General features: G+C 63.6%; 17 protein-coding genes. 4 read left to right on the forward strand and 13 right to left on the reverse strand.

Features of this window, described 5'->3' with window-relative positions:
- Window positions 1–8: 8 nt before the first annotated feature.
- The 10 genes from ACSBPU_RS13965 to alr all read right to left on the reverse strand — a co-directional run bounded on the left by ACSBPU_RS13965 (window position 9) and on the right by alr (window position 11,452).
- On the reverse strand, window positions 9–815 hold the full coding sequence (locus tag ACSBPU_RS13965) for an ABC transporter permease subunit (protein ID WP_442592674.1): 807 nt from the start codon (window positions 813–815) through the stop codon (window positions 9–11).
- Window positions 812–1,729, reverse strand: a complete 918-nt coding sequence (locus ACSBPU_RS13970) for an ABC transporter permease subunit (RefSeq protein ID WP_442592675.1) — start codon at window positions 1,727–1,729, stop codon at window positions 812–814. The genes ACSBPU_RS13965 and ACSBPU_RS13970 overlap by 4 nt, the downstream gene beginning before the upstream one ends.
- On the reverse strand, window positions 1,726–2,856 hold the full coding sequence (locus ACSBPU_RS13975; protein WP_442592676.1) for an ABC transporter ATP-binding protein: 1,131 nt from the start codon (window positions 2,854–2,856) through the stop codon (window positions 1,726–1,728). The genes ACSBPU_RS13970 and ACSBPU_RS13975 overlap by 4 nt, the downstream gene beginning before the upstream one ends.
- A 5-nt stretch (window positions 2,857–2,861) precedes the next feature.
- Window positions 2,862–3,959, reverse strand: a complete 1,098-nt coding sequence (locus tag ACSBPU_RS13980) for a polyamine ABC transporter substrate-binding protein (protein WP_442592677.1) — start codon at window positions 3,957–3,959, stop codon at window positions 2,862–2,864.
- Window positions 3,960–4,016: 57 nt separating this feature from the next.
- Complete coding sequence (locus ACSBPU_RS13985) at window positions 4,017–4,736, reverse strand: 3-deoxy-D-manno-octulosonic acid kinase (protein WP_442592678.1); 720 nt, start codon at window positions 4,734–4,736, stop codon at window positions 4,017–4,019.
- A complete protein-coding gene (locus ACSBPU_RS13990) occupies window positions 4,733–7,240 on the reverse strand; it encodes an ABC transporter permease (RefSeq protein WP_442592679.1) in 2,508 nt (835 codons plus the stop codon). The genes ACSBPU_RS13985 and ACSBPU_RS13990 overlap by 4 nt, the downstream gene beginning before the upstream one ends.
- Window positions 7,241–7,244: 4 nt before the next feature.
- Complete coding sequence (locus tag ACSBPU_RS13995) at window positions 7,245–8,033, reverse strand: sulfite exporter TauE/SafE family protein (protein WP_442592680.1); 789 nt, start codon at window positions 8,031–8,033, stop codon at window positions 7,245–7,247.
- Window positions 8,034–9,395 carry a DNA repair protein RadA gene (radA, locus tag ACSBPU_RS14000; RefSeq protein ID WP_442592681.1) on the reverse strand — a complete coding sequence of 454 codons (1,362 nt, stop codon included), beginning with the start codon at window positions 9,393–9,395 and terminating at the stop codon, window positions 8,034–8,036.
- A gap of 166 nt (window positions 9,396–9,561) precedes the next feature.
- On the reverse strand, window positions 9,562–10,278 hold the full coding sequence (locus tag ACSBPU_RS14005; protein WP_442592682.1) for an SDR family oxidoreductase: 717 nt from the start codon (window positions 10,276–10,278) through the stop codon (window positions 9,562–9,564).
- Window positions 10,279–10,324: 46 nt separating this feature from the next.
- Complete coding sequence (alr, locus tag ACSBPU_RS14010) at window positions 10,325–11,452, reverse strand: alanine racemase (RefSeq protein WP_442592683.1); 1,128 nt, start codon at window positions 11,450–11,452, stop codon at window positions 10,325–10,327.
- A 75-nt stretch (window positions 11,453–11,527) separates the two neighbouring features.
- On the opposite strand from alr, the gene hpnC reads away from it, so the two are divergent.
- From hpnC to ACSBPU_RS14030, 4 genes are all read left to right on the forward strand, one after another.
- The gene (gene hpnC, locus ACSBPU_RS14015) at window positions 11,528–12,484 is read left to right on the forward strand and encodes a squalene synthase HpnC (protein WP_442592684.1); all 957 of its coding nucleotides are present in this window, start codon (window positions 11,528–11,530) and stop codon (window positions 12,482–12,484) included.
- 34 nt (window positions 12,485–12,518) lie between these two features.
- Window positions 12,519–13,382: a presqualene diphosphate synthase HpnD gene (gene hpnD, locus ACSBPU_RS14020; RefSeq protein ID WP_442592685.1), complete on the forward strand. Its 864-nt coding sequence runs from the start codon at window positions 12,519–12,521 to the stop codon at window positions 13,380–13,382.
- Window positions 13,379–14,743, forward strand: a complete 1,365-nt coding sequence (gene hpnE / locus ACSBPU_RS14025; RefSeq protein ID WP_442592686.1) for a hydroxysqualene dehydroxylase HpnE — start codon at window positions 13,379–13,381, stop codon at window positions 14,741–14,743. Before hpnD ends, hpnE begins: the two co-directional genes overlap by 4 nt.
- Before the next feature lie 148 nt (window positions 14,744–14,891).
- Window positions 14,892–16,358 carry an IS1182 family transposase gene (locus ACSBPU_RS14030; RefSeq protein WP_442592329.1) on the forward strand — a complete coding sequence of 489 codons (1,467 nt, stop codon included), beginning with the start codon at window positions 14,892–14,894 and terminating at the stop codon, window positions 16,356–16,358.
- Window positions 16,359–16,450: 92 nt separating this feature from the next.
- Here ACSBPU_RS14030 and crcB read toward each other — a convergent pair whose 3' ends face one another.
- Genes crcB through ACSBPU_RS14045 form a run of 3 tightly spaced genes read right to left on the reverse strand, consistent with a single transcriptional unit; the run spans window position 16,451 to window position 19,566 of the window.
- On the reverse strand, window positions 16,451–16,837 hold the full coding sequence (gene crcB, locus ACSBPU_RS14035) for a fluoride efflux transporter CrcB (RefSeq protein ID WP_442592687.1): 387 nt from the start codon (window positions 16,835–16,837) through the stop codon (window positions 16,451–16,453).
- A 12-nt stretch (window positions 16,838–16,849) separates the two neighbouring features.
- Window positions 16,850–18,265, reverse strand: coding sequence for a threonine synthase (thrC, locus tag ACSBPU_RS14040; RefSeq protein WP_442592688.1), 1,416 nt, complete (start codon window positions 18,263–18,265; stop codon window positions 16,850–16,852).
- On the reverse strand, window positions 18,262–19,566 hold the full coding sequence (locus tag ACSBPU_RS14045; protein WP_442592689.1) for a homoserine dehydrogenase: 1,305 nt from the start codon (window positions 19,564–19,566) through the stop codon (window positions 18,262–18,264). The genes thrC and ACSBPU_RS14045 overlap by 4 nt, the downstream gene beginning before the upstream one ends.
- Window positions 19,567–19,598: the final 32 nt, after the last annotated feature.

The following is a 19,598-nucleotide window of genomic DNA, read 5'->3' on the forward strand; positions in this document are numbered from 1 at the left end:
CCCCTGGCTTAGGGGCCCGCCTCGCTGCGCCGCTGCATCCGGTTGGCCACGACCACGAAGATGCCGACCAGCAAAATGAAGAGCGTGGCCAGTGCATTGATTTCCGGCTTCAGGCCCAGGCGCACGCGCGAGAAGATTTCGAGAGGCAAAGTGGTGTAGCCCGGCCCCGACAGGAACGATGCTATCACGACATCGTCCAGCGACAAGGTGAAGGCCAGCAGCCAGCCCGCCATGAGCGCGGGCAAGATCAGCGGCAGCGTGATGTGGAAGAACACCTTGAGCGGCGTGGCGCCCAGATCCAGCGCGGCCTCTTCCAGGGACCGGTCCAGATCGCGGATGCGGGACTGGATGATGACGGCCACATACGCCATGCAAAGCGTCACGTGGCCCACCCAGATCGTGAACACCCCGTTGCCGTCGGGCCACCCAAGCAGGTCGCTGATCTCGACGAACATCAGCAGCAGGGATATGCCCAGGACCACCTCGGGGATCACCAAAGGCGCGCTGACCATGCCGATATAGATGGAAAAGCCCCGGAAACGCCCCATGCGCGCCAGCACATAGCCCGCCCAGGTGCCGATCACCACGGCCGTGGTCGCGGTCAGGGCAGCGATCAGCAGCGACAGGCGCGCCGCGCTGAGCAAGGCCTGGTCATTGAAAAGCTCTACATACCATTTGAAGGAGAACCCCGTCCAGGACGTCATCATGGACGAGTCGTTGAACGAGAACGCCATCAGGCAAAGTATGGGGATATAGAGGAAAGCGTAGCCGAGCGTCAGCGTGACGGCTCTCTGGACGGGATCTGGCCTGGTCATTTCGCCCCCATTCTCCGATTTTCCATTTGCTTGACCTGGTTGTACTGGAACAGAACGAGCGGAACCAGCAACAGCAGGACCATGACGCAGGTGACGGCGGCCGCCATCGGCCAGTCGGCATTGTTGAAGAACTCGGTCCACATCACGCGCCCCATCATGAGCGTATCCGCGCCACCCAGCATCTCGGGGATCACGTATTCACCAACCGAAGGGATGAATACCAGCAGCGCCCCCGCGACCACGCCGGGCATGGACATGGGAAGCGTGACGCTCAGGAAGGCGCGCCAGGGTCGCGCGCCCAGGTCGTAGGCGGCCTCCAGCAGGCGCACGTCGAGTTTGACGAGGTTCGCATACAGCGGGAGGATGAAAAAAGGCAGATAGGCATAGACCAGGCCGATGTATACCGCGACGTCGGTGCGATAGATTTCCAGCGGGCTATCGATCAGGCCCAGCCACATCAGGAAGTTGTTCAGCAGCCCATCGTTGCGCAGTATTCCGACCCAGGCATACACACGCAGCAGCAGCGATGTCCAGAACGGAAGAATGACGCCCAGAAGCAGCAGGTTGCGCAGCGCCGGCCGCGACCGCGCAATGTAGTACGCCATGGGATAGCCGATCAGCGCGCAGCACAGCGTCGTCAGCGCGGCCATCTTGACCGAATTCAGATAGGTGGCGATATACAGGCTGTCGCTGAACAGCAAGGCGTAGCCCCGCAGACTGAGCGCAAGCGTCAGGGTTTCGTCCTTGAGCTGCGTCAGCGCCGTATAGGGCGGTACACCGAACTGCAGATCGGCGAAGCTGATCTTCAGCACCAGCAGGAAAGGCACCAGCAGGAAAAGCCCCAGCCACAGGAAAGGCGGGCCGATGGCCAATAGCCGCCTTGCCGGAAGGTTATGCCAGGATATGCGCTTCATGATGACAAGACGGTTGCGCTGTCGTCCGACCAGGCCACGTATACCTCGTCGTCGATGCCAGGGGCATCGGCCTGCGCCAGCACCAGGCTGGGCACGGTGGCTTCGACGATCAGACCGGAATCCAGCCTGACCTGGTATCGGGCGTAGCCGCCCAGCCACGCCACGTGGCTGACCATGCCATGGCCCCAATTCGATTCGCTTTCGGGCTGGTCCCGCAGCACGCGTATGTTTTCCGGCCGGATGGAAACGTGCACCTCCATGCCCAGCGGTTCGCTGACCCCATGGCTGACGTACAGCGGGCGAGGGAGCTCGCCGCTTTCGATCAGGACATGGTCGGGTTCATCGACCACGATGGTGCCCGTGAAAAGATTCGTCGAACCAATGAAGCCCGCCACGAAACGCGAATTTGGAAAAGCGTAGACATCTTGCGGCGTACCGTATTGGACGATCTGCCCCTCGCTCATGACGGCGAGCCGGTTGGCCATGGTCATGGCCTCTTCCTGGTCGTGGGTGACCATGATGCAGGTCACCCCGACCTGATCCAGAATCTTCACCAGCTCGATCTGCGTCTTCTGGCGTATCTGCTTGTCGAGCGCCGACATGGGCTCGTCAAGCAACAACAGCTTGGGACGCTTCACCAGGCTGCGGGCGAGCGCAACCCGCTGCTGCTGGCCGCCGGACAGCTGATGCGGCTTGCGGCGGGCAAAGCCGGCCATTTGCACCAGGTCGAGCGCTTCGAACACACGCTCGTTGATCTCGTGCTTGGGCACGCCTTCCTGCTTCAAGCCGAATGCCACGTTGGCCTCGACCGTCATGTGCGGGAACAAGGCATAGGACTGGAACATCATGTTCACAGGCCGGCGATACGGAGGCAGATGGGTAATGTCTTCGTTATCGAGGAAGATGCGCCCTGAGGTCGCCTCTTCGAATCCGGCCAGCATGCGCAGCAGCGTTGATTTTCCGCAGCCCGAGCTGCCCAGCAGGGCGAACATTTCATGGCGGCGTACAGACAGGTTCACCGACCGCACCGCGACCGTGTCACCGAAGATCTTGACGACGTCCTCGACGCGGACGAACTCGTCCGCATCCCCGGACCAGGAAGGCGCCGCGGGTCGAATATCGGCCATGATGATCAGCGCCCCGACTTGAGTTCCGCCCACATCCGTGTCTGCAGGCGCTGCACCGGCAGGGGCTGGGGCTTGATGACGTACAAGCTCTTGGAGACTTCCGCCGGCGGATAGATCATGGGGTTGTCCGCGACCTCCTTCACCACGTGCTTGCGCGCCTCTTTATTGGCGTTGGGATAGAACATGACGTTGGTGATCGCCGCATGGACCTCGGGCGTTTCGATGTAATTGATGAACGCATGCGCCGCCTCGACGTTCGCGGCATCCTTCGGGATAGCCATGGTGTCGAACCAGGCGGGCGCCCCGCCGGCGGGGATGTAGTAGTCGATCTTGTAGCTCTTGCCCGCTTCTTTGGCCCGGTGGGCGGCGATCATGACGTCGCCGGAAAACCCATAGACCATGCACAGGTCGCCGGCCGCCAGCTCGTCGATATAGCCGGACGAACTGAACTGCCGGATGTAGGGCCGTATGGATTTGAGCAAGGCCAGCGCCTGCTTGTAGTCGTCGGTATTGCTGCTGTTGGGATCCTTGCCCAGGTAGTGCAGCACGGCGGGAAATACCTGCGCCGCCTCGTCCAGCATGGAAATGCCGCAGCCCTTCAGCTTTTCGGCGTTCTCCGGCTTGAACAGCATGTCCCAGTTGCCCAGGTCGGCGTCCTGTCCGAGGACCTCGCGGACCTTGGTCACGTTGTAGCCCAGGCCGTTGGTGCCGTAGCCCCAGGGAACCAGGTATTCATTGCCCGGATCGACGGCCGCGACAATGTTCATGATGTCCGGATCCAGGTATTTCCAGTTGGGTATCTTGGATTTGTCCAGTTTCTGGAACAAGCCGCCCTCGATCTGCCGGGCGGCATAATGAGTGGACGGCACCACCACGTCGTAGCCCGATTTGCCCGTCAGCAGCTTGGCCTGCAATGTGTCGTTGCTGTCGTAGACATCGTAACGGGCCTTGATGCCGGTCGATTTCTCGAAACCAGAAATCGTATCGGGCGCCGTATATTCCGCCCAGTTGTAGACGTTCACGACCTTGCCTTGCGCCATCGCGGAAGACGTCGCCATGGCAAGAGCCACACCCAGAATCAGTGTTTTCACCGTGAGTTTCATTGCAAGCCTCCCAGAAATACACAAAGCCAAAAGGCGTGATGATAAAGCTTTTTCCGGCTACAGGGGGCCTTTGGCCCGGGAAAGCAAATCGTAGGCGATATTGAGTTCGGTCCACCACTGCAGCCCGCTGTCCCCCGCCAGCTTGATGAGCGAACGGCGCAGCCGCAAAAGATTGGCCCGGCGGCGCTCCTGCGACAACACTACCCTGCGGCCCTTGTCGAAATCGATCAGCCAGACCTTGCCCTGCGCGTCCAGCAAAATATTGTATGCGTTCAGATCGGCATGCCAGACGCCCGCTTCATGCATGGCGAAGATGGCCAGGGCGACTTCGGCATGATGCCCGCCATCGAGCGACTGCCGCAGCGGACGCGCATCGGCAATCCGCTCGGTCAACAGCGCAGCCGTGTAGGTGAACCCGCTGCGCCAGTACGCCGCGGCCAATGGCCGGGGCACGGCCAGGCCGCGCTCATACATGTAGCGCAGCAGTTCCGCCTCGGCAAACGAGCGGGTCTGCTCGGCGCCCAGCCACAGGTAGCGATTGGCGCTGAATCTGGCCATCAGGCCGCCACGCCGGTAGTGCCGCAGCACGCCTTCGCCGAACTCGCCTTTTACATACCATGCCGCCTGCCGCCCACCCTGGCCCACGGCTTGCGCTTCGAGGCGCGCGCCGGCCGGATCAAGCAGATCGCCGCCCGGCTCGGAAATGCGCTGTGCATCGTAGCGCAGCATGCCGTCTTTCAGGGCGTAGTCACGGAAATCGATGGGTCGCCCCTTCATGACACTACCCGCAAGGAAGCCAGCGGCGACGTTTTGAGTACGCCGGCCAGCGCCGCGCTGCCGCCCGCCAGCGATATGGCGAGGCCCGCGGCCATGCCGGCGACCCACGGCCACCACGGTATGCCCAGTGGAAAATCAAAGACATGCCGCGCCAGCAGCGCTGCGATGGCTACCGCTGCAAAGGCGGCCATCAGCCCGGCCATGATGCCGATGATGGAAAGCTCGACCCGCAAGGCCTGCTTCAGCTGCCGGCCGCTGGCCCCGAGCGCGCGCAGGACGGCGACTTCATGCATGCGCTCGTCGCGCGTCGAGAACAGGCTGGCTCCCAATACCAGGGCGCCCGCCAGGACCGCGAAGATGAACAGGAACTGCACCGCTTGCACGGCCCTGTCCAGGATGTGTTCGACTTGCCCCAGTATCGCGCCTATATCGAACAGCGTCAGGTTGGGAAACTGTTGCAGCAGCCGCTGCGCGAGATCCCCGTGACGACCCGGCTCGACGTGTATGGAGGTGATGAAGGTTGCCGGGGCATCGCGCAAGGCTGCCGGGCTGAGCAGCGCAAAGAAGTTTGCCTCGAAGGAATCCCAGTTGACCTTGCGCAGGCCGCTGACCGTAGCCTCGATGCTTTGCCCCGCCACGTCGAAGGTCATGGTATCGCCGACACCGACGCCCAGAGTCTGGGCCAGCCCGCTCTCCAGGGCGAGTTCCGATCGCCGGGGATCCAGCCAGCGCCCCTCCGTGATGCGGTTGCTTGCCGGCAGCGCCTGGGCGTGGGACAGGTTGAACTCGCGGTCCACCATGCGCTTGGCCCTGTCGTCCTCGTAGTGGTCCGCATCCACGGGCTGCTGGTTGATGGCGACCAGCCTGCCCCGGACCATCGGCGACAGGACGACATCGGAAATTCCGGCCGCCCTCAGGGTCTCGACCACCGCCTCGCGCTGGTCCGGCTGGATATTGATCACGAATGTATTGGGCGCATCGGGCGGCAAGGTGCTCTGCCAGCCGCGCAGCAGGTCGTTGCGCGTGAGGGCGAGCAGCAAAAGTATCATCAGGCCCATGGACAGTGCGCAGAGCTGGGTGATCGTCAGGCCGCGCCTCCGCGCCATGCCCGCCAGCGCGAAACGCAGCGAAGGGGAACCAGCCAGCCGCTTGCGCACGGCATCGAGGATGCGCAGCAAGCCCCACGCCAACGCGGCAAAGATCAGCACCGACACCAGGAAACCGCCCCCGACGATGAAGCTGAGCTTGAGATCGCCCGACATCCACCAAAGCAGCAGCAGGAAGGAGACAGCCCCCATCAAGTAGGCCGGCCCATGTTTGGCCGGCGACAGCGCGGCATCGCGACGCAATACCCTGACGGGCGCCACGCGAGGCAACCCAGCCAAAGGAGGCAAGGCGAAGCCCAGCAACAGCAGCAGACCCGCCGCCAGGCCCTGCAGCGCAGGCAGCGGTCCGGCATTCGGCAGACTGGTTTTCAGCCATTCGGAAACAATGGTCACCAGCCCCTGGTGCGCGAGGAATCCCGCCACGCATCCCACCACGCCGGCCATCAGCCCCAGGACGATGAACTCTACCCAGAGCATGGCGGAAAGCTGCCGGGTGCGCGCGCCCAGGCAGCGCATGATGGCGACGCCGTCATGGTGGCGCTGGCCGAAGCGCCTGGCGGCCAGTGCGATGGCGACGGCCGCGATCACGACCGTAAGCATGGCGACCAGGAGCAGAAAATTCTGGGCGCGTGCCAGCGTGCGCTGTATTTCCGGCCGGCTGCTTTCCAGTGTGCTGATCCGCTGTCCGCGCTCGAGTCGGGTCTGTACCCAGGACCGGAACTGGTCGATGTCGCCCGCCTCGCCCGCCGCCAGCAACTGATAGCGTATGCGGCTGCCAGGAGCCACGAGGCCGGTCGCCGGCAGATCGTCCACGCGCATCAGCAGGCGGGGAGCCACATTGATGAAACGCATTCCACGATCGGGCTCATAGGCGATGACGCGGCCTATTTTCAAGTGCGTATCGCCCACGGCCATGCGGTCGCCCACCTTCAGGCCAAGCAGATTCAGCAGTTGGCCATCGACCCATGCCTCTCCCGCCAAGGGGCCATGCGCGGCGGCCATGGGCGGCCCATTGGCGGATTCGGCCACACGCAGTTCACCACGCAGGGGATAGAGATCGGTCACCGCCTTCAATGCCACGAGCTGGGTGTTGTCCCCGCTGCTGGCCATGGAGGGAAACTGCAGCGTCTGCACGGTCTGCAAGCGCCGCTCGGCCGCCTCTTGCAGGAACTCGGGCGGAATGGGGGCATCGGCATCGATCGCCAGATCGCCGCCCAGCAACTGGCCGGAGTCCCGCTGCAGCGCGCGATCGAGCCTGTCGGCCAGGAACCCGACGGCCGTCACCGCCGAAACCGCCAGGACCAATGCCAGCAGAAGCAGCCGCAACTCGCCCGAGCGCCAGTCGCGACGCAGCGCCCGCAGACCGGGCCAGAGATAGGAGGACAGGAAAGTGTGCATGAAATCAGGCCTTCACGAGCAGGAGCACCATGATAACAAGCAGCATGCAGGCAAAGATGAGCTTCAACCTGGGTTCGGGCAATGCATAAGCCAGCTTGACGCCGTAAGGCACCATCAGGACGCTGCCCAGCGCAAGCGGAACGCCGATCAGCCAGTCGGCCCGCCCATGCGCGGTGTAGGTGAACAGCGCCACAAAGGTGCTGGGGATCATCATCGTCAGCGCCAGCGCCTGTGCGCAGGTCTGGGTCAGGCGGAACATCGTGGTCAGGATGGGAATGACCAGGACCGATCCCCCGACGCCGAAGATGCCGCCCGTCATGCCGGCAATCATGCCGATCAGGGCAAACCAGGCCGAATGGTAGTGTTCCGGCTGGCGGCGGCTGCCGGCGGGAGCGGCCTTGCGGCGCCGCGAGGCGCTCTGGTGAAAATAGAATATCGCGATGCACAGGACGAAGCCCGCATAGATTCGGCGCAGGAACACCGGGTCGGCGCCCAGCGCGATCTGGGCGCCGACCCAGGTGAAGACAATGGCCCCGACCGCTCCGGCGCCGGCGGCGCGCAGGTTGACCTTGTCGTGCTGGTTGTATTTGCGTACCGTCAGAAGCACGGCCGGCGCGACCATGATCAAGGCCGTGCCCTGTGCCGCCTGCTGCTCCATGCCCAGGGCCAGTCCCAGCAGCGGAATGGCAAGCAGCCCCCCGCCTATGCCCAATACGCCCCCCGTGAAGCCGATGAGCGCGCCCACGGCCAGGCATGCGGGAATCAGCACGTACCATAGCGACCAATAGTCCACTCAGCGTGCCTCGCGCAAACGTGAGATGGCGTCGCTGACCCGATCGACGGCCCAGATCTCCAGGCCTTCGATGGGCTGCCTGGGCGCATTGGCCTTCGGGATGAGTGCAATGCTGAAGCCTAGCTTGGCCGCTTCGCGCAAGCGCTCTTGTCCTCTGGGCGCAGGACGGATCTCGCCGGCCAGTCCGACCTCGCCGAAAACGGCCAGGCCCGGCGGCAAAGGCTTGTTGTTGAGCGAGGACATGATGGCCAGCAGCACCGCAAGATCGGCCGCCGGCTCGGTGATCTTCACGCCCCCGACCGCGTTGACGAAAACGTCCTGGTCGAAGGTGGCCACGCCCGCGTGCCGGTGCAGCACCGCAAGCAGCATGGCCAGGCGGGTGGATTCCAGGCCGACGGAAAGCCGGCGAGGATTCGGACTGTGAGCGCTGTCGACGAGCGCCTGGATCTCGACCAGCAAGGGGCGTGTACCCTCTTGCGTCGCCATCACGCAGGAGCCTGGCACGTTCTTTTCGTGCTGGGACAGGAACAAGGCCGACGGATTCGCCACGCCGCGCAGGCCGCGGTCCGTCATGGCGAAGACGCCCAGCTCATTGACGGCGCCGAAACGGTTCTTGAAGGCGCGGATCAACCGGAACGACGAGTGCGTGTCGCCCTCGAAATAAAGCACAGTGTCAACGATGTGCTCCAGCACACGCGGTCCGGCCAGCGCGCCGTCCTTGGTGACGTGCCCGATCAGGACAATGGTGATGCCGGTCTGCTTGGCCAGGCGCGTCAGTTGCGCGGCGCATTCGCGGACTTGCGAGACCGATCCCGGGGCGGCGCTCAGCTCGCCCGAATAAAGCGTTTGTATCGAGTCGATGACGGCGACGCTGGGCTTCTGCTCGGCCAGGGCCGCCATGATGGCTTCGAGCCGGATTTCGGCCAGCAGGTTGACCTCGCTGGTGACGAGTTCGAGCCGGCGCGCCCGCAAGGCGACCTGCTCGGCGGATTCCTCGCCGGTCACATAGAGCACTTTGACCGCCTGCGACAGCGACACCAGGGCCTGGAGCAGCAAGGTGGACTTGCCTATGCCCGGGTCGCCGCCGATCAGCACGACGGCGCCGGATACGAGGCCGCCGCCCAGCACGCGATCGAACTCGGAAATGCCCGAGGGTTGCCTGGGCAGCTCGCGGGCTTCGATTTCGGCGAGGCTGCGCACCGGGCTGGCGCCCGCCAGAGGCGCAAAGCGATGCGCCGGCGCCGCGGATTCGCGCGTTTCCTGCAAGGTGTTCCAGGATCCGCAATGCGGGCATTTCCCTTCCCATTTCGGACAGGTGCCGCCGCAATCACTGCATACGAATAAGGTTTTAGACTTGGCCATCACGCAAGTTTAACCGGCGGAGGGGTCAGACCCCATGCGGGGTCTGACCCCAACCTCAACGATAGCCCGCGCAGAGCCGGGGCCAGACCCCGCATGGGGTCTGACCCCAACCACAACCATAACCGACGCAGGGCCGGGGTCAGACCCCGTACGGGGTCTGACCCCATCACCGTCCGGCCAGGCTGCTGCCGCCGTCCACGCCCAGCACCTGCCCGGTGATGAAGCCGGCTTCGTCTCCAAGAAGAAAAGTGACCGCCGCGGCGATGTCCGCCGGTGAGCCGAGGCGGCCCATGGGCGTGGAGGCCAAGACCTTTCTCTCGGCATCGCTGCCCGCCGGATGCTCATCGCGGAACAGCTCGGTCTCGATCGGCCCCGGAGAAACCGCGTTGACGGTGATGCCGTAGGGCGCCAGTTCGAGCGCCCAGGTGCGCGTGCATCCGATCAGCGCGTTCTTTGCGGCCGAATAGCTGCTGCGGTTGAGGGAGCCGTGCGTCGCCCAGCTGCAGATGTTCACGATGCGCCCTTCCTTGCGCGCTTTCATGGACGCGACGAAAGTCTGCGCCACCTGAACGGCCACCCGCACGTTGAGATCGAACACCTGGTAGAGAGATCCCAGATCGATTTCGCCCAGGGGCTCGGGCCTGACCATGCCCACGTTATTGACGACCGCATCGACCGGATATTTTTCGCGGATGACCCGCAGCATGTCTTCGGTTTCACCGGCATTGCTGAGGTCACAGGAATACAGATAGCCCGGAAAATCAATGTCCTGCGTATTTCGCGCCAGGCCCACGACATGGCAGCCCAGATCGGCGAGCCGCTGGCTGATGGCCCAGCCTATTCCCTTTGTCGCACCCGTTATCAGTACACACTTGTTCTTCACGCGATTTCCTTGATTTGGCGATTCATCAAATACACATCGGTGTGTGTCAAACGGCAAATTTTGGCACACGGGGCGCGACTGCGCACAATAATTCATAGCCGATCGTGCCGGCCGCCTTGGCAACTTCGTCCACCGAAGGGCCGCCCTGGCCCCACAGGACGACATGGCTGCCGACGTGTGCGTTCGGCACGGGCGTCAGATCGACCACGAGCATATCCATGGAAACGCGGCCCAGCAAGCGCGTGCGCACGCCGTCGACGGTAACCGGCGTGCCGGTGCCGGCATGGCGGGGATAGCCATCGGCATAGCCGCAGGCCACCACGCCGATACGCATCTTGGCGGAGGAGGTGAATGTATAGCCGTATCCCACCGACGCTCCGGCCTGAAGCTCGCTCACGCTGATCAGTTTCGCCGCCAGCGTCTGCGCAGGCATCAGTCCGAATTCATCCGCCGGGCGCCCATCAAAGGGAGACGCCCCATACAGGCAGATGCCGGGACGCACCCATTGATCCGGACCACCCGGCAATGCGGGCCAGATCGTCGGGGTGAGCGTCGCGGCGGAATTGCAGACACTGACCGAACCCGGCAAGCCCTGCGTGGCCTTGATGAAGAGATCCAGTTGCCGCCGGGTGGCGTCCGGGTCGTCGTCGGCACGCGCGAAATGGCTCATTTTTCCGACGATATTGACGGTGCCGCGCTCGTGCAGCGCCAGGAGCCGACGGAATGCGTCGGAATACTGCTCGGGCGCAAAGCCCAGGCGATTCATGCCGCTATTCAGCTTGACGAAGATATCGAGCGGGCGCGACACCTTGGACGCCGCCAGGATGTCGATCTGCTCTTGGCAATGCACGGCGGACACCAGGCGATGCCGATCGAGCAGTGCAACATCGCCGGGCTCGAACAAGCCTTCCAGCATCAGCAAGGGTTTGTCCCAGCCCAGTTCCCGGCATAGCAGCGCCTCGTCGAAATCAAGCATGGCCAGCCCGTCGGCTTGCGCGAAAGCCGGCACTGCGTTGCGTATCCCGTGGCCATAGGCATTGGCCTTGATGACCGCCCATATGCTCGGACGCTTGCTGCCGTTCTTCGAACATGCGGTTTCGAGCTGCTTGCTGACGGTGGCCAGGTTGTGAGTCAGTGACGACAAGGAGATCGTCGCCGAAATAGGACGGGGCATGGCAACTCCAAAATAGAATGCTGAAGTCTAAACCAAGACACGATGCATGACGACCTTGTCTTATACTGCGCAGCTATGGCCGTCGACCACTATGAGAACTTTCCCGTTGCCTCCTTGCTCCTGCCACGCCGCCTGCGTGCGGCTGTCACGGATATCTACCGCTATGCCCGCTGCGCCGACGACATCGCGGACGAAGGAGACGCCGGACCGGCGCAACGCCTGCGAGCGCTGGAGACATATCGCGAAGCGCTTGCGCAGATCGGACGCGGCGCGGCGCCCTGGCCTCACGATCATCCCCTGAGCGATGTCTTCGGGCCGCTGTCCGGCACCATCCGCCGGCACGCCTTGCCCTTGCAACCCTTCTACGACCTGCTGTCCGCCTTCGAACAGGACGTGACAGTCCATCGCTACGAGAACCTGCCCCAGTTGCTGGATTACTGCAGGCGCTCCGCCAACCCGGTCGGGCGCCTGATGCTGCATCTATATGGCCGCGCCGACACAGGCAATTTCGAATGCGCCGATGCGATCTGCACCGGGCTGCAGCTGACGAATTTCTGGCAGGACGTGGCCATCGACTGGCGCAAGAACCGGGTGTATATACCGCTGGATGCGTTTGAGCGTCATGGCTTGGAACCCGGATACATCGGCGAAAGGCTGGAAGGCGGGCCCGGCGGGGTCGGACCGCATTCGGGATCTTTTGGGGGGTCAGACCCTATAGGGTCTGACCCCATCCACCTGGGGTCTGATCCCGTAGGGGGTCAGGCCCCCCAGCAGGACGTCCCCGATGCCGCCTGGCAATCGCTGATGCGTGAACAGGTCGGCCTGGCCCGACGCATGCTGCGCTCGGGCATGCCGCTCACCGGGCGCCTGCCCGGACGCATCGGCTTCGAGCTCAAGCTCGTCGTTCATGGCGGGCTGCGTATCCTCGAGCGCCTGGACCAATTACACTACGACATATTCCAACACCGTCCGACGCTTGAAAAACGCGATTGGATGCTGCTCCTGTGGCGCGCGCTAAGGCCTCTTCCCTAGGTCGGCGCACCACATCCCACGGTGACGATCACGCATGACACCCGACGAATACTGCCAGAACAAGGCCGCCCAAAGCGGCTCGAGTTTCTATTACTCCTTCCTGTTCCTGCCGCCTGAACGGCGCAAGGCCATCACCGCGCTGTATGCCTTCTGCCGGGAAGTCGACGACGTCGTCGACGAGTGCGAGGAAAATTCGGTGGCGCGCATGAAGCTTGCGTGGTGGCGCAGCCAGATCGAGGACATGTACGCCGGCAAAGCCGACCATCCCGTCATGCGCGCGCTGGCGCCCCACCTGCTGTCTTACGGACTGGATGCCGACCGCCTGTATGCCATTGTGGAAGGCATGGAGATGGATCTGGACCACGCGCGCTACGCCGATTGGCCGGCGCTGCGCAAATACTGCTGGCATGCGGCCGGCGTGGTGGGCGAACTCTCGGCCGGCATCTTCGGCTACACCCGCCCCGAGACACTCGAATATGCCGAAAAACTGGGCCTGGCCTTCCAGCTCACCAACATCATCCGCGACGTCGGCGACGACGCACGGCGCGGGCGGATCTACCTGCCTCAGGAGGACATGCAGCGTTTCAACGTCAGCGCAGCGGAAATCCTGAACGGGCAGTACAGCGACAACTTCGCGGCGCTGATGCGGTTTCAAACAGACCGCGCGCGGCAGTACTATCGCGAGGCCGTGCGGGCGTTGCCCGAGGAAGACCGCCGCGCGCAGCGGCCCGGCCTGTTGATGGCCGCCATTTATCACACCCTTCTGCGCGAGATCGAGCACGAACAATGGCGTGTCCTCGACCAGCGCATCTCCCTGACCCCCATACGCAAATTCTGGCTGGCATGGAAAACCTGGGTGGGCGGCGGCCGCGGACTGGTGCGCCGCCTGGGCCGGTGAAGCTAGCCGTCGTGGGCGGCGGCTGGGCGGGACTTTCCGCCGCCATCCGCCTGACGCAAGCGGGCCACGGCGTCGTCGTGTACGAATCCGCCGCCACACCCGGAGGGCGCGCGCGCCGCGTGCCCTGGCGGCCGCTAGGCGTGGATATCGATAACGGCCAGCACATTCTGCTCGGAGCCTATGCCGCCACGCTCGGCCTCATGGACGAGCTGGGACTCGAACAAGAGGCCATGTTCCATCGCATGCCGCTGTCGATCGAATCCGCGGACGGCGGCTTTCGTCTGAAAGCGCCAGGAATCGCTTCGCCCCTCAATCTTCTGCTCGGCATAGCGGGCGCGCGCGGAATGCGTGCCGGGGAACGCATGTCGCTCATCGCCGCCGTGGCCCGCTTGCGCCTGAGCGGCTGGCGCACCTCCGCCGACGCCACCGTCGGCGATTGGCTGGCTGAAACCCGTCAATCGCCTCAAATGATCGCCAGTTTCTGGCGGCCGCTGTGCGTGGCGGCGCTGAACACTCCGGTGGAACAGGCCTCTGCACAATTGTTTGCCCATGTGCTGCGCGACAGCCTAGGCGGTCGGCGCAGCGCGACCGACATGCTGCTGCCGCGCGTAGACCTGTCGGCTTTATGGCCCGACCAGGCCGTACGCCGTCTGGCGACCGGTCCGGCCGGAAGCGCGGCCTGGCGCCCTTCGCATACCGTGCGCCAATTGTCCATGGGCGATGATCGGATCGAATTGGACGGCGCGTCCTACGACGCGGTGATACTGGCCGCCAACGCGGCTTCCGCGCAGACCCTGCTGACCCAGTTGCCGGCCCGGCCCGGCAGCACCGACTACCTGGCCATGCTGTCGGCCTTCACGTATTTGCCGATCGCCACCCTGACCCTGCAGCTCGAGTCGCCATGGCCCGACCCGGCTCCCATGCTGTTGCTGAGGGAAGATCCCGCGCGTCTGCAATTCGGCCAATGGCTGTTCAACCGGAAAGCCTACGCCAAGACGCCGGGCGCGACGGAAGCGGCGCTTCTGCATGTCGTCGTCAGCGACGCCCGCGCCCTGCTCGGACATGGCCGCCAAGCCGCGATTCCGGCCATCATCGAACAGGTGCGCGAGCAGACACGGCACCGCGCACCCATGCCGAAAGTGCTGAGGGAGCATCTCATCGTTGAAAAGCGGGCCACCTTCGCTGCCGTGCCAGGCCTGCGCCGTCCGCCCAACGCAACGCCCTGGCCTGGCATCTGGGTGGCGGGCGACTGGACGGACACATCGTATCCGGCAGTCCTGGAAGGCGCGGTTGTCAGCGGGAAACGGGCGGCCGAGGCGCTGATGTCGGCCTTCAGGGGTCAGACCCCATACGGGGTCTGACCCCGCGCATCGTCATAAGGGGTCGGACCCCGGATGGGGTCTGACCCCCAAAGCATCGTTCTAAGGGGTCGGACCCCGTACGGGGTCCGACCCCACAGAATGCTGACAAACCCTCGCGCAACGCGTCGAGCTTGTTCATAATGTGGGGATGCTAAGAGATCCCCCCGCTTATCAGCACGAACTTGAGATGGTGACGCTGGAATCTTTGGTTCCCGCCGATCACTTGGTGCGCAAGATCGACGCTGCCATAGATCTGAGCTTTATTCGCGCCAAGGTGGCGCACCTCTATTGCGCCGACAACGGCCGCCCGGCCATTGATCCGGTGCTGCTGTTCAAGTTGCTATTACTGGGCTACTTGTTTGGCATTCGAAGCGAGCGCCAGTTGGTCCGTGACGTTCAAGTCAATGTGGCTTACCGCTGGTTCCTCGGGCTGCGCTTGACCGATAAGGTGCCCGACGCCTCCACGATCAGCCAGAACCGGCGCCGCCGTTTTGCAGACAGCCAGATTTACCAAGAGATTTTTGATGAGATAGTGCTGCAGGCGATCAGGCGCGGCATGGTCCAGGGCAAGGTACTGTATACGGACAGCACGCATTTGAAGGCCAGTGCCAACAAGAACAAGGCCGAGCAGGGCCAGGTGGCTGTGCCCGCGCAGGCCTACCTGCAGGAGCTGGATGCGGCCGTAGATGCCGACCGCCTAGCGCACGGCAAGCCGGCCTTAAAGCGCACGGACAAGGACGATGAGCCCCCGCCCACGCGCCCGGCCAAGGTCAGCCGCACCGACCCGGACAGCGGCTACATGGCGCGCGAGGGTAAGCCCAAAGGGTTCTTTTATCTGGATCACCGCACGGTCGATGCCAAGCATGCCATCATCACCGACACACACGTCACGCCGGGCAACGTCAATGACAGCGTGCCGTACCTGGCGCGGCTGGATCGTCAGCGCGAGCGCTTTAATTTGAACCCTTATGCGGTCGGCCTGGATGCGGGCTACTTCACCGCCGCGGTGTGCAAGGGCCTTGAGGATCGCCTGATTGCCGGCGTCATGGGGTACCGTCGTTCCGCCCAGAGAGCGGGTTATTTTAAGAAACACGAATATCAATACGATGCGCAAACGGACACTTATGTCTGCCCGAACAATCAAACACTGACCTATAGCACGACTAACCGAGAGGGTTACCGCGAATACCGCTCCGATCGCACCCAGTGCGCCAGTTGCCCGGTTCGAGCCCGATGCACACAAAGCGCGACGGGGGTCAAAGTGGTGATGCGCCACCTCTGGGAGGAGGCCAAAGAGCGGGTCAAGGCCCGGCGGCTGACGCCAGCTGGTAAGCGCATCTATGCCAGGCGCCAGGAGACGGTCGAGCGCAGCTTTGCCGATGCCAAGCAACTGCATGGCCATCGCTACGCGCGCCTGCGTGGTCTACAGAAAGTGATGGAGCAGTGTCTGTTGGCCGCTGCGGCCCAGAATATGAAGAAGATCGCGCTGCTGCTGGCGCGGCTTTTAGCGCCTCTTGAGGCCTTGATAGGGCCAAGTCTGGCCTTGCTCGCGGCTCAAGCCGTCGTTATGTACGTGTGGCCCGCAAACTCTTCAAATCGGCTGAGATTGGCCTGAACCACGAGCCGATAAACCCCTTAACTAAAAAACAGGGGGTTTATCAGCGCTCTGAAGGGGTCGGACCCCGTACGGGGTCCGACCCCAACGCGTCAGCCTTTCAGCCCATGCACCGTGGCGAATCCCGCGGCCGTCAACAGCAGGCTGCCGAGCAGGCTGGCGCCGGCATAGAGCAAGGCTTCCAGGAACGCGCCACGTTCGAGGAAGCTGTAGACCTCGCCCGAAAAAGTGGAGAACGTCGTCAGGCCGCCAAGGAAGCCGGTAATGAGAAACAGCCGAAGCCAGGCCGGCACTTCCGGCGACTGCAGCAGCAAGGCGAGTATCAGGCCGATCAGATAGCCGCCCACCAAGTTGGCCGCCAGAGTCCCCCAAGGCAATAGCGCATGCGCGGTATTCAGCCACAATCCCAGCAGCCATCGCAATATGGCGCCGATGGCGGCGCCCATGCCGACTGCCAGAACGTGCCCGAAGGTCAGCATGATGCGCCGGAATCAGGCCGGGGTCGCCACGTGGGCCTTGATGTAGTTCCGCACCAGCTCCGCATCGCAGTCCATGATCTCGACGCGTTGCGGCAGTTCGGCCAATTCGCGCAAGTGGGCCGGGATGGGCGCGGGCTTGCCGATGGCTTCCTGTATGGTCTCGCCGAACTTCGCCGGCATGGCGGTTTCGAGCACCAGCATGGGGATGCCCTCTTCCACATGAGCGGCCCCCACCTTGACGCCGTCGGCCGTGTGCGGATCGATGAGCACGCCGGTTTCCTCGTAGACCTGCCGTATGGTGGCAAGCCGGTCGGCATGCGTGCTGGTCCCTGCCACGAAGCCGTAGCGCGACTCGAACAGCGGCTTCAGCTCGCTGAGGTCGAACGCGCCGGTCTCGTCGAGCTGTTTCCAGCAGGCTTTGACCTTCGCGGCATCCTGATCCAGAAGATCGAAGACGAAGCGCTCGAAGTTCGAAGCGCGCGAGATGTCCATGGACGGGCTGGACGTGGCGTGAGTCTGTTCGGCCGAGCGCGGGCGGTAGATACCCGTGCGGAAGAATTCCTCGAGCACATTGTTCTCGTTGGTGGCCAGCACCAGCCGCCGCACGGGCAAGCCCATCCGGCGGGCGATGTGCCCGGAAAGAATATTGCCGAAGTTGCCGGAAGGAACCGCGAACGACACTTGCTGGCCCGGCGCGGAGGTGGCTCGCAGCCAGCCCCAGAAGTAGTAGACCACCTGCGCGGCGATACGTGCCCAATTGATGGAATTCACGGCGCCCAACTGGTAGCGCGACTTGAAGTCCAGATCGCCCGCCAGCGCCTTGACGATATCCTGGCAGTCATCGAATACGCCCTTGAGCGCCAGGTTGTGGATGTTCCGGTCTTGCAGGGAGTACATCTGGGCGCGCTGGAACCCGCTCATGCGGCCGTGCGGGGACAGCATGAAGACATTCACGCCGCGCTTGCCGCGCAGCGCGTATTCGGCGGCGGAGCCGGTGTCTCCCGAGGTCGCGCCCAGGATGTTCAGCGTGGCGTCGCGCTTGCCCAGCACGTATTCGAACACCTGGCCCAGGAACTGCATGGCCATGTCCTTGAAAGCCAGGGTCGGCCCTTCGGACAGCCCCAGCAGGGTCAGACCATGGTTCAGCGGTTTCAAGGGCACGATCTGCTCGCTGCCGAACACCGATGCGTCGTAGGCGGCCCGGGTCAGGGACAGCAGGTCGTCCCGAGGGATGTCGTCGATGTACAGGCCCAGGACCTCAGCGGCCAGTTCGGCATACGACAGCGCCCGCCAGGCTTCGAGGGTGTCTGCGTCGATGGTGGGAATGCGTTCCGGCAGCGCCAGGCCGCCATCGGGCGCCAGGCCTTCGAGCAGGATGTCGGAGAAGGCTTGCGGCGCCATGCCGCCACGGGTGGATCGGTATTTCATATCAGGTGCTCCATGCGCAGGCGCGTAACGTCGGAATGCACGAAAGCCAGGACGCCGATGCGCTGCAATGCGCTGTCTATATCGCCCTCACGCGCCTCGTGCGTCAGGAAAATGATGTCGGCTTCGGTATCGCCATGCGGTTCCTGGAACATGGATCCTATGGAAATGCCCACGTCGGCGAGTATACGCGCAATGTCGGCCAATACGCCGGGACGGTCCTGGACCCGCAAGCGCAGATAATAAGAGGAACGGATTTCCTCGATGGGAAGTATGGGCGTGTCGTCCAGCGCATCGGGCTGGAAGGCCAGGTAGGGGACCCGGTGCTCGGGATCGGCCGTCTGCAGGCGGGTGACGTCGACCAGGTCGGCGACCACCGCGGAAGCCGTCGCCAGTTCGCCCGCCCCTTGTCCGTAATACAGCGTAGGGCCGACCATGTCGCCACTGACCAGGACGGCGTTCATGGCGCCTTCGACATTGGCGAGCAGGCGCTCGGTTGGAACCAGAGTGGGATGCACCCGCAATTCGATGCCGTCGTCGCGCCGGCGCGTAATGCCCAGCAGCTTGATGCGATAGCCCAGGCGCTCGGCATGGATGATGTCTTCGCGGGCCAGATTGGAAATGCCCTCGATATGGGCCTTGTCGAACTGCACGGGTACGCCGAACGCCAGCGAGGCAAGCAGCGTGAGCTTATGGGCGGCGTCCACGCCTTCGATATCGAAAGTGGGGTCGGCTTCCGCATAGCCCAGCCGTTGCGCTTCGGCGAGCACTTCATGGAAGGACAGTCCGCGCGCGCGCATTTCCGACAAGATGAAATTGGTCGTGCCGTTGATGATACCCGCCAGCCACTGGATGCGATTGGCCGTCAGGCCTTCGCGCATTGCCTTGATGATGGGAATGCCGCCCGCGACGGCGGCCTCGAAGGCCACCATGACGCCTTTCTGGTGCGCGGCGGCGAAGATCTCGTTTCCATGCTTGGCAAGCAGGGCCTTGTTGGCCGTCACGACATGCTTGCCCTGGGCAATGGCCTCCATGACCAGTTCGCGGGCCAGGGTGTCGCCTCCGATGACCTCGACGACGATGTCGATGTCGGGATTGCGCACGACGTCGAAGCCATCGCTGCTGACCAGAGTCTGCCCGCCCACGAGCTTTCTGGCCTTTTCGACGTCCCGGACGGCAATGGCCGAGACCTCGATGCGCCGGCCGGCGCGGCGTGCGATTTCTTCGGCGTTGCGCGTCAATACCTTCCAGGTGCCGCCCCCGACGACGCCCAGGCCCAGCAAACCAACTTTAATAGGACTCATTTACCCGATCCGTACTTGCGGAAAAAACATTC

It is taken from the genome of Parapusillimonas sp. JC17, assembly GCF_052180245.1.
Taxonomy (GTDB): Bacteria; Pseudomonadota; Gammaproteobacteria; order Burkholderiales; family Burkholderiaceae_B; genus Parapusillimonas.

Coding starts and splice junctions, on each gene's coding strand:
- crcB (WP_442592687.1), bottom strand. CDS start 16,837: ATGCTGACCTTCGGGCACGTTCTGGCAGTCGGCATGGGCGCCGCCATC.
- ACSBPU_RS14030 (WP_442592329.1), top strand. CDS start 14,892: ATGCTAAGAGATCCCCCCGCTTATCAGCACGAACTTGAGATGGTGACG.
- radA (WP_442592681.1), bottom strand. CDS start 9,395: ATGGCCAAGTCTAAAACCTTATTCGTATGCAGTGATTGCGGCGGCACC.
- ACSBPU_RS13985 (WP_442592678.1), bottom strand. CDS start 4,736: ATGAAGGGGCGACCCATCGATTTCCGTGACTACGCCCTGAAAGACGGC.
- ACSBPU_RS13975 (WP_442592676.1), bottom strand. CDS start 2,856: ATGGCCGATATTCGACCCGCGGCGCCTTCCTGGTCCGGGGATGCGGAC.
- ACSBPU_RS13970 (WP_442592675.1), bottom strand. CDS start 1,729: ATGAAGCGCATATCCTGGCATAACCTTCCGGCAAGGCGGCTATTGGCC.
- ACSBPU_RS13990 (WP_442592679.1), bottom strand. CDS start 7,240: ATGCACACTTTCCTGTCCTCCTATCTCTGGCCCGGTCTGCGGGCGCTG.
- ACSBPU_RS13965 (WP_442592674.1), bottom strand. CDS start 815: ATGACCAGGCCAGATCCCGTCCAGAGAGCCGTCACGCTGACGCTCGGC.
- hpnC (WP_442592684.1), top strand. CDS start 11,528: ATGGCCGTCGACCACTATGAGAACTTTCCCGTTGCCTCCTTGCTCCTG.
- ACSBPU_RS13980 (WP_442592677.1), bottom strand. CDS start 3,959: ATGAAACTCACGGTGAAAACACTGATTCTGGGTGTGGCTCTTGCCATG.
- ACSBPU_RS14045 (WP_442592689.1), bottom strand. CDS start 19,566: ATGAGTCCTATTAAAGTTGGTTTGCTGGGCCTGGGCGTCGTCGGGGGC.
- hpnD (WP_442592685.1), top strand. CDS start 12,519: ATGACACCCGACGAATACTGCCAGAACAAGGCCGCCCAAAGCGGCTCG.
- alr (WP_442592683.1), bottom strand. CDS start 11,452: ATGCCCCGTCCTATTTCGGCGACGATCTCCTTGTCGTCACTGACTCAC.
- thrC (WP_442592688.1), bottom strand. CDS start 18,265: ATGAAATACCGATCCACCCGTGGCGGCATGGCGCCGCAAGCCTTCTCC.